The following is a 12609-nucleotide window of genomic DNA, read 5'->3' as shown; positions in this document are numbered from 1 at the left end:
AGGAGTGGGAAGGAACAGTTATGGAGTTCAGCATTTTCTCGACCGTCGCGGCGCTGATAGTGGCGGCCGCATTGACATGGCTGGTCCTGCGATTCTTCTTCGGAACGCAGAAGGCAACGGCCGGGGCCATGGACGCTTCCGGCGAACGCCAATCCGCAACAATCACCGTCAAGGGCGGGTACTCCCCCGCCGTGGTGAGCATGCGTGCGGGTACGCCGATCACACTAGCCTTCGACCGGCAGGAGACCGGCGAATGCACCTCGCATGTGGTGTTTGCTGATCTGGGACTTGACGCCATGCTGCCGGGCAACGCCACCACCGACGTGGAACTGCCGGCGTTGCCGCCGGGCGAGTATCCGTTTGCGTGCGGCATGAATATGGTGCATGGGATGTTGAAGGTTGAGGGAGAGGACGGCTCGGATGAGAACACGCCCCTTCCTCATCCTGATGCTTCGTATACGGCACCTACCGCCGTGGATGCGGCGGAGGCCGATCGACGAGAGGCGACTGAACGTGCCAATGAGATCAAGGCGCTGACGAAGCTGGTGATTGTGGGCGCGGTACTGACGTTGCCGGTATTCGCCGTCACCATGCTGCATATGGCCAATCCCACGCTGGTGCCGCATTGGATGGTGAACCCGTGGTTGCAGGCCATCCTGATCACGCCGGTGATGTTCTACTGCGGGCGTCCGATCCACACGGTCGGCTTCCCCGCGTTGGCGCATCACTCCCCCGACATGAACTCGCTGGTCTCACTGGGCACTTTGGCCGCCTACCTGTATTCGCTGGTGACCTGCATCGCCCCGTGGGTGTTCCCGGAAGGCTCGCGCGAACCGTATTTCGAATCGGTTGGCGTGGTCATCACCTTGGTGCTGGTCGGCCGCCTTCTGGAAACCAAGGCCCGCGAAGGCACCGGCAAGGCGGTGCAGTCGCTCATCAAACTGCGCCCGCGCACCGCGCACAAACTCAACGCCACTTCCGCAGACAATGTGGACGGCATCGAATGGCGCAATCCGGCGTATTTCACGGACACCGACATCGACGCCATCGCCACCGGCGACCTGCTGGTCGTCAAGAACGGCGAGCGCGTGCCCACAGACGGCATCATCGTGGCCGGCGAGGCGCATATCGACGAATCGATGATCACCGGCGAATCCAAGCCGGTCTCCAAAACCGCAGGCGACCCGGTGACCGGGGCCACCGTGCTGCTCAAGGGCGACTGCGTGATGCGCGCCACCCAGGTCGGCGCGGACACGGTACTCTCGCAGATCGCGGCGATGGTGGCCCGCGCCCAGGCGACCAAGGCGCCGGTGCAGCAGCTGGCCGATAAGATCGCCCGGTATTTCGTGCCGGCGGTGATGATCATCGCCATCTGGACGTTCGCCATCTGGGTGTCACTGGGCCCGGTGCCGCAACTGGCGCATGCGCTGGTCACCGCGGTCAGCGTGCTGATCATCGCCTGCCCGTGCGCGCTGGGACTGGCCACGCCGCTGTCGGTGACGGTCTCACTGGGCTTGGGCGCCACCAACGGCGTGCTGGTCACCAGCGCCAAGGCGCTGGAACAGGCGCGTCGCATCGGCACCGTGGTGTTCGACAAGACCGGCACCATCACGCGCGGCGTGGTGGACGCGGCCGCCGACTGGGACAAGCCGAGCTACGAGCAGGACACAGTCAAGGAAGGCTCGCGCGAGGCCATCGCGGCGTTGCGCGCACGAGGCATCCGCACGGTGATGCTATCGGGCGACAAGGCCGAGGTAGCCAGGCGCATCGCCCGCGAAGTCGGCATCGATACGGTGATCTGCGAGGTCAAGCCGGACGGCAAGGCCTACTGGATCGCCAAACTGCAGCGCGAACGCGACGAGGCCGCCGCCAAGTCCGCGGATGGCGCCTCCCGCACGGCCGCGCAATCCCGCACTCTGATTGCGATGGTGGGCGACGGCATCAACGACGCCCCCGCGCTGGCCCAGGCGGATCTCGGCATCGCCATCGGCACCGGCACGGACGTGGCGATGCAGTCGGCGGACGTGACCTTGATGAGCGGCGACTTGCGCGGCATCATCAAGACCATCAACCTGTCCAACGCCACGATGCGCAACATCCGCGAGAATCTGGGGTGGGCGTTCGGCTACAACGTCATCGGCATTCCGGTGGCCGCCGGCGCACTCTACCCGTTCACCGGCTGGCTGTTGAGCCCGATGATCGCGGGTCTGGCGATGGCGTTGAGCTCGGTGTGCCTGGTGCTGAACGCGAACAGGCTGCATGGGGCGAATATCAACGTGGGTGCTGCCGATAGCACCGCTGGCTCGGGCAACAGCACGGCGGATATCGAATCAGCCGGATCGGCCGAATCAGCCAACGCCGCCAACATCACCGGCTCCACCACATCCAACGCGCCTCACGAGCCGACCATCATCATCGACGATCGCACCACGCTGAATCCAACCAATCACGTATCCGACCAATCCAATAATCCAACCAACAAGGAGAACACTATGGATATGGGAATGCACATGCACCACGTCACCCCGACCGACGGCGAAACCGCCACCGACCCGGTGTGCGGCATGACCGTGGCGGTGAATGCCGACGCGATCACGCGCGAGTATGAGGGCAAGCCCTATTACTTCTGCGGCGAACACTGCGCCACGAACTTCATGAAGGCCCCGCAGGTGTTCCTGGAGCAGTAGTCTCTGCGTTTACCTGATTCAACGACAATGGCCTCCGCCCAAAACGAGCGGAGGCCATTTGCATGCATGAATCAATCAACGAATCAGCTGGCGAAGAAGAACACGTACAGCCAGACACCGATAATGGCACCGACAATCGGGGCCACAACCGGGATCCAGGCTTCGCCCCAGCGGGACGTACCCTTGTTCGGAATCGGCAGGATGGCGTGCAGCAGTCGCGGCATGAGATCACGGGCCGGGTTCAGGCCAGGGCCGGTCGGGCCACCCATGGAGGTCACGAGGCCCCACACAATGAAGCCGACCACGATGGAGGATGCGGCGTCGTCGGCCTTGCCCCACGGCAGCGTCAGGCAGCACAGTGCGCCGAACACCAGCACGAGCGTGCCGAACATCTCGTTGAGGAAGTAGTTGACCTTCTGGTTGTCCGCGTCAGTGGTGCAGAAGGTGCCCAGAATCGCCTCGGCGTCCTCGGTCTCCTGGTAGTGCGGGTAGTAAGTGATGTAGACGATGAGCTGGCCAAGCAGGGCGCCGAGCAGCTGGGCGACGATGTACGGCAGCACTTCATTCCAGGGGAACAGGCCGTTGATGGCCTGAGCAAGGGTCATGGCCGGGTTGATATGAGCGCCGGATACGCCACCGAACATGAGCACCGGGAACATGACGCCGAAGCCATAGCCCATGGCGATGTTCAGCCAGCCGGCGTGGTGGCCCTTGGTGTTCTTGAGCTCGACGTTGGCCACGGAGCCGTTGCCGAAGATCATCAGAATGGCGGTGCCGAAGAACTCGGCGGCCAGCTTGGTAAAGAGAGGATAATCCACTGCTTCTTCTTTTCTCTTCGCCGCGCAACAGGCATGGCTGACTGTTCACGGCATTCTGTGTGATTGGAAATCCGTTCGCGGAGCCGGCGACGCGATTTACGCTGGGCGCGAAAGCAAACGTGGCGATTGTACACTTTGCCCCACGACGAAATGCCGGCAGGATGCGATGTCGAATGTCCAGCCGAATGCAATGCCCAGAAAGCCACCGGAATCAGCCGAAGCGACCTCGAATCTCAGTGGTTGCGAGATACGGGCTTCACCTCTTTTATTGTTCTTCGGCGGATCGTATTCCGAGTCGTCCACAACGGACGGCATTTCGGCTTTTGGCGACGCAGCGTCACATCAGCGGAGCCGCGAAGCCGCCCACATACGTCTGGCCGGGAGCCGCCTGAGCGACGGGAGTTACAGCCGGAGCGGCAGTCATCCATTGCATCGCGTCTTTTCGCTGGGCATTCAGCGCGCGTTCCGCGTTGGCGATCTGGTCAGGGACGATTCGCCGGCCAAGCATGGCCATGCGGCTGCGTGGCTGACCGTCATCTGACAGATAAGCGCCGGGTTCCGCGACTTCGCCGAATGCGATGACCTTCGCGCCTTTGACGAATATGTCCGGATGGTCATTCATCTTCTTGGCGATTCCGTCGGCGGCTGGGCCGTAGAAGCTGACATCGACCGTGGTCTTGCGGCCGTCGAGCCATTGCTGCGATTGCCGGTCGAAGTATCGTTCGTTGTGGACGACTCGGAATACGATTCGCGCCTGTTTCTCGCTATTGGCCTGCCGGTATTTCGGTTCCGACGCGAGATTGCCTTCGAGGACGTTCGTTGGTTTGCTTGCCGTCATGATTCTTCCTTCCGTGGTCGCCGCGCATGACGGCTTCCATGATGGACCGCGATCAGGGAAGGAAGTGTTTGAACCGGGATCTCCGTGAATGTTTTTTCATGTCCCAGGAAACGGAATCGCACGCCCGACGACGACTTGAAAACTTGCGTCCGGACGGATAATTTTTTATTAGACATATTGTCTAATTATGTTTTCGGGAGGGGAAATCCTCGATACCTTTCCAAGGAGGAACGATGCCCATTTTCTACCCTGTACGCGCGCATATGACAAGGTGCCGCATCCGATAATATAGCTGTATATCGAATACGGCACCTTCAGCGCAATCCGTCAGCGACGGACGAAGTGCACGACCTGCGGCCCCGCCACTTCCGAGGCCGGAACATCGGCGGTCAGCACGTCGCCGTCGGCGTCCACGGCGACTGCGGATCCGCCAAGCGTCACGGCGGAATCCGCGTCCACAGCATCGGCGGCTATGCGCAGCGGAACCCTGCCCGCAGCATCGACGACGGCATAGACGCTCTTGCCGTCTCCGGTCCAACGGACCCATGGCTCGCCGTCCCCCTCTCCGGAAGGCGAGGCTTCCGGCACCGGTTCGACATCATGGATACTCGGCGAGTTCACGTCCATCCAGTCGGCCATGCCCTCGAGGCACTGACGCTGCAGTTCGGGGATGCGTCCGGCGGCGTCGGGGCCGATGTCGAGCAGCAGGTTGCCGCCCATGGAGACCACGTCGGCGAGCAACTTCACCGCCTCCGGACCGGTCATGTAGGAGTCGGCGTCCTCCATCTGGTTGTAGCCGAAGGAGTAGCCGATGCCTCGGGTCATCTCCCACATGCCCTTGCCCATGAGCTCCTTGCCCTGTTCGTATTCGACGGTGCGGAAGTCCCAATGGGTCAGGCCCCAGCGGTCGTTGACCACACCATCCGGCACCACGTCGTAGTAATGCTCGAACAGTCGGGCCACGCTGAAATCGTTGTCCTCCTCCGAGATCTTCGGCACGTCGATATCTCCCCACAGGATGGACGGCTGGTATTTGTCGATGAGGTCCATCACATGCGAGTACATATAGCGGGCGTAGTCCTCGCTCTGCGGCCCGTATTCCCCGTCGCCGAGAATCGGCATGTTGGGCTCCTTGTGCCAGTCGAGGCCCGAGGAGTAGTACACGCCGAACTTCAGTCCCTTGTCGCGCATGGCGTCGGCGAATTCCTTGACCAGATCGCGATGCGGACCACGGTCCACGGTATTCCACCCATCGTTGTCGGGGGCCTTCCACAGCGTGATGCCTTCGTGATGCTTCGTGGTCGGCACGAAGTACCGGGCACCGGCGCGTGCGAACAGGTCGGCCATGTCCGCGGGGTCGAACGCCTCGGCCCTCCACATGTCGATGAAGTCCTCATACGGCATGTCACCGTAGACTTCCTTCTGATGCTCGGCCGCCGGCGAGCCCTTGATGCTCATCGTGTTCCAATACCATTCCGCATACGGGCAGTGGGTGTTCCAGTACACCGGATCGTCAAAGGTGCCAAGCGCACCGATCGGCTCCGCCCATGCCGGCACCGAATACGAACCCCAGTGGGCGAAGATGCCGAGACCGGCGCCCTTGAACCATTCGGGTGTATCGTGCACGAACTTCTCATACATCTTGGGACGCTGCGGATCGGCCATGAACAACACCATGTTGAAACTCCTTTGTTCGTTGTCTGTGTGTCTGATTGGTTGCTGGTTGTTGGTTGCCGTCGTCCGGTTCCGGTACGGCTCCGTCGCCGCGGGAATCACACCGTGAGCTTCTTGTCCACCTTGAGGGTGATCAGCTCGATGACCACCATCACGAGGTAGAGCGCACCACCGACGATGATGGCGAATCCGGCCGAGGAATTGCCGAAGACGCTTGCCGTCAGCGCGAAGAAGTACGGGGAGATCAGACAGCCGATGTTGATGCCGATAATCACGATGGACGTGGTCAGGTTCATCGAGTGCGCGGGCGAGTAGTCCACGAATCGTGCGGTCAGCGCGGGGTTGATGATGCCCCATGCGAAGCCGGCAATCAGCACCAGGGCGAACATCAGCGGCACGTTCTTCGTCAGCGCAGTGGCGATGAAACAGATGCCGATGACCACTTCGGAGATGGTCACCGTCAGGCGCTTGGTGACCTTGGCGACCTTGTCGAACAACACGCCGGAGAGGATGGTGGCGACGACGAGGAAGCTGAAGATCAATGTGGCGAGCGATGCTGAACCGATGCCTTCATCGACCACGTAGCTGGCGAGCTTGATGGACATGACGTTGTAAAGCATGGAGACCATCAGGAAGATGAACGCCAGCCACAGCACCTGCCAGTTCGTCGTCTGCTTCTGCGAGGCGCTCTTGTCGACGACGTGGCCCTCATCGTCGACGAGCGCGCTGCGAATGCTGAAGTTATCGAACTCCTTCGGAATGAACATGCCCACGAGCACCATGGGGACGAACAACAGGAAGAAGATGAGGTACGTGGATTGCCAGTTGATGGTGATCAGCAGACTGGCGACGAACAGCAGCACGACGTCGCCAAGATTGCCGACCGCCTGTCTCCATCCAAGCAGCTTGCGTTGCATATCGCCGTCATACAGGTCGGTGATGTACGACACACTCAAGGTGACGAACAGCGCCGACCCGAAGCCGAAGAACATACGCGATATGAGAATCGGCCAATAGTACGGGAAGAACGCCGGAATCACGCCTGTGACGGCGGATATGAGGAATCCCGCCATCGCGATTTTCTTCCTGCCGATGGCATTGGCGAATAGGCCGGTCAATGCCGTGCCGACCATCGAGCCGATCGTCGGCACCGTGGTCAGCAGTTCGACGTTCGCCGCGGAATAGTCGGAGAACGCCTCCTTCATCGCCGGTATGGTACCGCTGACTGCATTGCTGGCGGACATCAGCAACGACATCGACAAGACGCCGACCACCAAGGTCTTGGATTTCAACGCTTTGCCAACATCTAATGCCATTGTCAGACTCGTTTCTTTCTATTTTTATTCGGCGGAAGACGGCGTCGTCTTTCGCCATACAACGCAAGTAATTCCACTGTCTGAATGGAAGCGCAATACTTATCGCATTCATATACTTCTCCGTATATTGCACATACTTCTCTGTATCTTGCCGACTGCACGCCATCCGGCTGCCGTCACTAGGAAAAGCTACCCCCCGCCCGACAAAAAACTTTCGTGGCGGGTTCCAGCGATCGTCGCAACGCCTGGCTGACTGACGGGAGGGCCAAGTGAACAGGTGGGTGTTCGAGGGTGTGGAGTACGCGACGCGTGGCGAGATGTGCGCGGCGCGGCCAACAAAAGCGCGATCGGCACGCTCGTGGAACGCTCGACACGATTCACGATCCTCCTGCACCCGTCCGACGGGCACGACGCCGAACACGTCCAGCAGGCCGTCATCCGGAAAATGCAATACCTGCTCAAGCTCCCGAGGAACTCGCTGACCTGGGACTAGGGTTGGTTCCTCGCTCGCCGTTGCAAGCTAGTTTGTTCTAGTTTGCAACGGTATACAATATACGTCCTTAGGCTATGTCGTCTAAGGACATGTCATTTGCGCTCATGACTTGATTTTATTGCGATATCCTGCCATGGCGATGAGCGCGCATACGATCATCGCCAGCACGGTGACGAATACGGTTTTCCACCCCGCGGCCAGCAGCACGCCAGCGAGCACACTTCCCAGCACCTGTCCCAATACGGGAGCGAGTTCGCCGACGCCTCGCGCCCACGAACGTTCCGACTCCGTATAGGATTTTGTCAACAGGGCGCTGCCTGCGGCGTAGCACAGCGACCAGGATATTCCGATCAGCAGCAGATCCAGAGTGACGGCATACGAAGCCGACGCGGCGAGTGCGACGACTGTGCCGAGCATGCCGATGATCAACCCCGTCAACGCCTGCGCCATTTCGCTGTTTTTCTTGTGGAAAATGAAGATGGCGAACAGGGTTGGCAGGTACATGCCGACCATGTGCAGTTGCATGGCGACCATTCTGGTTTGCGCGTTTTGGGAGAACGTGCTCTCCAAGACTATGGGTGCGCCGCTCATCACGAGCACCATGACGAATGATGCGACGAAGCTGATGGTCGCGCCCAGCACGAACCGGGGTCGGGTCAGCAATGCCGGATAATTGGGGGTTGTGCTCGCGGTAGCTTTGTCGCGCATATGCGCGGGAGTTGGCGACTGAATTTTCGGGAGCGCCAGCAGCACGATTACCGCGCAGGCGGCGAGCACGCTGACGACGTAATATGATCCCTCGTATTCGATGTTGGTCGCAGTGCCGAAGAATGTCGCCAGAACCGGGCCGATGATGCTTGCTATGGCTCCTGCCGATAGGATTCCGTTGATTGCCTTGCTTTCTTTGCCGGGCATGGAATCGGCTGCGGCATACCGGTAGTAGTTCGTCCCCGACTGGTATATGCCCACACAGAACGTCCCTATACAGAGCAATGGGAACTGGTGGAATCGCAAAGCCGTGGCTGAGGATATTCCACCCAAGACGGCTAGAAGGGCGCCGAAGACGAATACTTGCCGATAGCCGAATCGCCCCACCAAGCGTCCCATTGCCGGTGTGCCGATCACCGTACCGATGAATATGCACGCTATCGGGAATGTTGCCATCCATGGTGCTGGCGCGAGGGACGAACCGGTCAGTGAGGTGATTGTCAGATCCACGCTCATGCCCGATAGGCATAATCCTTCCGCAATCAGCAATATGGGGAAGATTCTTCTTGCTGACGTCCCTTGACTATAGCGCTGAATCATTACCTGGCTCCTCCTCCGAGTAATACAAAATAAAATGATATTTCCGCGTTTTGATTGTTGTATTCGTCATACTGGAGTATTAATCTGTGATGGATTATTTGTTGTTTTTTAAAAGTTCTCGCTGTACTTGGTTTCAAGTTTTTGTTGTCTCCATATGACTCAGCGGAATTTTGGCGTAGAGCACCCACAATCCATCATCGCTTCTATAGTTAAGTTCGCCTCCCATTTCCTGTATTCGTTTTGAGTGCAGTGAAAGGCCCCTTCCCGATTGTTCGAATGCAGTCAGCGCCGATCCGGCTGCAATATCATTCATCTCGCTAATTTCCATTGACGATGGTGATAGCTTGACCAGCAACTCGAACGAGCCATTGCGTGGGGAACCGTGACGCTGTATGTTGTTGCAGAGTTCTCTTATCAGGGATAACGCTTCTTCCTTTTCTTCCGGCGAAGCTTTGATGCAGCATCCGTCGATGGCCGTATTTCCGTCATACCCCAGCGCATGAAGATGGCTGCATCTTTCATCCAGCAGATTACGCAGTTCAACCATGAACGTCGTTTCTGATTTCGCGTCCTTGTCTTCCGAGGAAAGGATGTCTATGATGTCGTGCACTTGCGTGAACGCCTCTTGACTATGTTCAAGAACGATTGCCCAATCATCGCTGTCAGGTATGTTTTCATCGATATGAACCCGGGCCATTAATGAGATATCCGAAAGATTATTGGTCAAGGAATCATGTATCTGTATCGCAAGACGATTCTTTTGCCTCATATAATCAAGCTGCTGAAGCTCAATCTGCAATTTCAGCCTTTGCTCTTCTCTGATAAAAGCCTGTTGGCGAAGCGCTACCAATCTGCCGGCAAGCAAGCTGGCCAAGAACATGACCGTGACCGACACGGAAACGAAAACATTGAAGTTCTCCACCATAACGCTTCGCGCTATATACGTACAGGAACAAATCAGCATTGCGATCAGCCATTCAGGCACGGTTCCGGAGAACGCAAGAATGCCGAGAGCGATGAGCATGCCGCTGATAACGAAGGGACTGTCCTGAGTGAGGGAGATGGAGATCACGGAACCTGCAACAATGATGGCCCAACATGCTTGGCCTCCAATGGCAGGAAGAAGGACAAAGGAAACCGCAAGCACTCCATAGAGCATTGCCGGCAGAAGAGGCATGGGACCAATCTGGATTATCTCCATCAGGGCAAGAGACAGCCCCAGCAGCGACAGAAGGGACAAGCAGGGATGTGCCACATAGCGCCGAATTATTTTTGACGGAAACGTAAACGCCGTATTCATGGAAATCCTCATCAGCGATTGAGATGCATCCAGGCGGAAATCAATGCACGGTTGTTCGCTACCCCCAGCTTGGACGCGGCATGTTCAAGATGGGTCCGCACCGTGGTCTGACCGATCGATAATTCCTCCGCTATGTCGGACATCGATCTCCCTCGCGCCCATCGATCAACGATTTCCATTTCACGAGGGGACAGATCCTTGTTCTTCTCTGACTTCAGCCGCAAAAACGAATCGTGGGCATTCAGAAAACGATCAGAACAGATTCCTGTTTCCTTTATCTGCAGCAAAGCCTCGGCGATTGTTTTCGGATTGTCCTTATGTATGATTCCCTGGGCTCCCGAAGCCACCGCTTCTGCAGCATATTCGGCGACGCTGAATGATGTCATCATGAGTACGGATGTCTTCCAATTCTCTTTTCTAATCGTCCGGCACACCACCAATCCGTTGATATCAGACATGGAGACATCCGCCAACAACAGATCCGGACAGTGATGCGAAGTACAGACGGCTATGGCCTCAGCGCCAGTATCGACTGGTGCAAGAACCGTACAGCCGGGAAGTAGGCGTTTGAGACTGGCTGAAAGCAATCGCAATGCCAGCCGGTCGTTATCCATGATCAAGAGTGTCGGTGAAGATCTCATGAATCCCCCTAAAATGTGGCGAAACAGGAACGGACATCCAAGGGTCATCGGAAGTCTGACACGCATATGATACATGTTCTCTCCAATGGCCGCCTCGACAGCTACACGAGTTCGGTCTAAGCCGGCGGCCGATTTCACGGCGCCTCTTGATGTGTAGGCCAAATTTCGTAGTGCGGTTCCCCATCCGGGAATCGGCACATGTGCTAAAGCGAGAAGGACGCAGGCTCAAAACACGTTGACGCCCGATATGCCCCCCTAGAAACACCACAGATGGCTGTTGACATCGATGCAGATAGCAAGGCCACGCCTGCCATCCCATCATCTGCCAAGGCCTGCAAGGTACATCGACGGCCTGTCAGCAGCGGATAATCCTCATTTTCGAGGATGAGACCTTGGCTCATGGCGAGACTCTCCGTAACCTAACGAATACCCGCTCAAATGGACGGGAACAACAGTCCGGGGAGCAGAGCAAAGGCCCATTGCTTTGACTATTGGCTTACTTGAAGTGTAAACGATAGGAAGGTGGAAATGGAGCAATACTGTAGTTTATCCGTGCGAGATTTAAATAAGCGGTTCGGGAGATTCTCTTCCGACGTATGGGCGCTGCGGGATGTCAGTTTTTCATTGCCCAAAGGGACACTTACAGGAGTTCTCGGACATAATGGTGCAGGTAAGACCACGTTACTCGGGTCGCTTTGCGGATCAGTGAAACCGACTTCTGGAACCATACTTTTTTCCGGAAGAGAAATATCCCATGCAGCCGAGCTGAGACGTCTATGCGCGTATATGCCGCAGCCACATGTCCCTTTGCGCGGGGTCACTCCTGTCGAGGCTTTATGCTGCGCAGCCGGCATGCGTGGCATATCTCGTCGTCGTGCGGTTCGCCTAACGAATGACTTCTTGGGTCGTCTGGACATTGAGCAATATTCGCATGTCGCAGGAGAGAATCTATCTGGTGGCTGCAGACGCCTAGTCTCTTTGGGGATGGCTCTCGTTCAGGAGGCTTCCGTAATACTGCTGGACGAACCGACCAACGATGTGGATCCGATTCGTCGAAGCAGAGTATGGAAAATACTCCGGCAGGAAGCCGACCAAGGCAAAACAATACTTGTAGTGACTCACAATCTAGATGAGATAGGTTCGGTGGCCGACAATTTGTTGATCTTCGACTGCGGTCGCCTCGTATGTAATGCGTCACCACGCCAACTCACTTCTATTGACGAACTTATACGGATCGAAGTCAACACTGCGGATCCCTCTTTGGTTTTGACGGAATTAGCTGCAACTCCGGTACTGGCTGAGGACGGTCGGCTACGCTATGTCTGCTCGTCGGAACAAGCCAAAATGCTACTGAGCCGGCTGAACATGCTGATGGGCGATGAGCCAGAACTGTCGTTCTCGGTGCAACACGGCACGTTGCGCGAAGCATATGAAAGGATAATCGACGTCCGATGATAAGTGAGAGTGGACTGAATAAATCGCGGCTTATATGCGGTGCGCGAATGCTCACATCTCTATTAAAATGGAGCTTTGT

General features: G+C 57.5%; 9 protein-coding genes and 1 pseudogene. 3 read left to right on the top strand and 7 right to left on the bottom strand.

What is annotated here, in order from left to right:
• Nucleotides 1–20: 20 nt before the first annotated feature.
• A complete protein-coding gene (locus MMB48_RS01285) occupies nucleotides 21–2687 on the top strand; it encodes an HAD-IC family P-type ATPase (RefSeq protein WP_032744543.1) in 2667 nt (888 codons plus the stop codon).
• Between the two features lie 83 nt (nucleotides 2688–2770).
• Here the strand turns inward: MMB48_RS01285 and MMB48_RS01280 are convergent, their stop codons facing one another.
• The 4 genes from MMB48_RS01280 to MMB48_RS01265 form a co-directional block, all read right to left on the bottom strand.
• Entirely contained in the window at nucleotides 2771–3505 is a 735-nt protein-coding gene (locus tag MMB48_RS01280; protein WP_032744542.1) for an MIP/aquaporin family protein, read from the bottom strand.
• 337 nt (nucleotides 3506–3842) lie between these two features.
• Nucleotides 3843–4343 carry a single-stranded DNA-binding protein gene (locus tag MMB48_RS01275; RefSeq protein WP_032744541.1) on the bottom strand — a complete coding sequence of 167 codons (501 nt, stop codon included), beginning with the start codon at nucleotides 4341–4343 and terminating at the stop codon, nucleotides 3843–3845.
• 327 nt (nucleotides 4344–4670) lie between these two features.
• Nucleotides 4671–6020: an alpha-L-fucosidase gene (locus MMB48_RS01270; RefSeq protein ID WP_151497894.1), complete on the bottom strand. Its 1350-nt coding sequence runs from the start codon at nucleotides 6018–6020 to the stop codon at nucleotides 4671–4673.
• A gap of 95 nt (nucleotides 6021–6115) precedes the next feature.
• Nucleotides 6116–7333 (bottom strand): MFS transporter, encoded by a 1218-nt coding sequence (locus MMB48_RS01265; RefSeq protein WP_032744682.1) that lies wholly within the window; start codon nucleotides 7331–7333, stop codon nucleotides 6116–6118.
• Between the two features lie 319 nt (nucleotides 7334–7652).
• Between MMB48_RS01265 and MMB48_RS01260 the strand changes: the two are divergent.
• Nucleotides 7653–7823 (top strand): annotated as a pseudogene (locus MMB48_RS01260) (IS30 family transposase); the annotation flags it as partial.
• A 105-nt stretch (nucleotides 7824–7928) separates the two neighbouring features.
• On the opposite strand, the gene MMB48_RS01255 reads toward MMB48_RS01260, so the two are convergent.
• The 3 genes from MMB48_RS01255 to MMB48_RS01245 form a co-directional block, all read right to left on the bottom strand.
• Nucleotides 7929–9050 carry an MFS transporter gene (locus MMB48_RS01255; protein ID WP_229773788.1) on the bottom strand — a complete coding sequence of 374 codons (1122 nt, stop codon included), beginning with the start codon at nucleotides 9048–9050 and terminating at the stop codon, nucleotides 7929–7931.
• Between the two features lie 217 nt (nucleotides 9051–9267).
• Nucleotides 9268–10434, bottom strand: a complete 1167-nt coding sequence (locus MMB48_RS01250) for a sensor histidine kinase (protein ID WP_013140531.1) — start codon at nucleotides 10432–10434, stop codon at nucleotides 9268–9270.
• Between the two features lie 11 nt (nucleotides 10435–10445).
• On the bottom strand, nucleotides 10446–11048 hold the full coding sequence (locus MMB48_RS01245) for a response regulator transcription factor (RefSeq protein WP_012576686.1): 603 nt from the start codon (nucleotides 11046–11048) through the stop codon (nucleotides 10446–10448).
• A 555-nt stretch (nucleotides 11049–11603) separates the two neighbouring features.
• Here MMB48_RS01245 and MMB48_RS01240 point away from each other — a divergent pair.
• Complete coding sequence (locus MMB48_RS01240) at nucleotides 11604–12530, top strand: ABC transporter ATP-binding protein (protein ID WP_032744903.1); 927 nt, start codon at nucleotides 11604–11606, stop codon at nucleotides 12528–12530.
• The last annotated feature ends 79 nt before the right edge of the window (nucleotides 12531–12609 follow it).

Source organism: Bifidobacterium sp. FKU, from assembly GCF_026016385.1.
GTDB classification, from domain to species: Bacteria; Actinomycetota; Actinomycetes; order Actinomycetales; family Bifidobacteriaceae; genus Bifidobacterium; species Bifidobacterium infantis.
Note: the sequence above shows the minus strand (reverse complement) of the source record. Positions and strands in the feature narration are given on the sequence as shown.

What these genes read in the sequence shown, in the direction of transcription:
- MMB48_RS01240 (WP_032744903.1), top strand. Translation starts at nt 11,604, where the DNA reads ATGGAGCAATACTGTAGTTTATCCGTGCGAGATTTAAATAAGCGGTTC.
- MMB48_RS01265 (WP_032744682.1), bottom strand. Translation starts at nt 7,333, where the DNA reads ATGGCATTAGATGTTGGCAAAGCGTTGAAATCCAAGACCTTGGTGGTC.
- MMB48_RS01285 (WP_032744543.1), top strand. Translation starts at nt 21, where the DNA reads ATGGAGTTCAGCATTTTCTCGACCGTCGCGGCGCTGATAGTGGCGGCC.
- MMB48_RS01255 (WP_229773788.1), bottom strand. Translation starts at nt 9,050, where the DNA reads ATGAGCGTGGATCTGACAATCACCTCACTGACCGGTTCGTCCCTCGCG.
- MMB48_RS01250 (WP_013140531.1), bottom strand. Translation starts at nt 10,434, where the DNA reads ATGAATACGGCGTTTACGTTTCCGTCAAAAATAATTCGGCGCTATGTG.
- MMB48_RS01275 (WP_032744541.1), bottom strand. Translation starts at nt 4,343, where the DNA reads ATGACGGCAAGCAAACCAACGAACGTCCTCGAAGGCAATCTCGCGTCG.
- MMB48_RS01245 (WP_012576686.1), bottom strand. Translation starts at nt 11,048, where the DNA reads ATGGATAACGACCGGCTGGCATTGCGATTGCTTTCAGCCAGTCTCAAA.
- MMB48_RS01270 (WP_151497894.1), bottom strand. Translation starts at nt 6,020, where the DNA reads ATGGTGTTGTTCATGGCCGATCCGCAGCGTCCCAAGATGTATGAGAAG.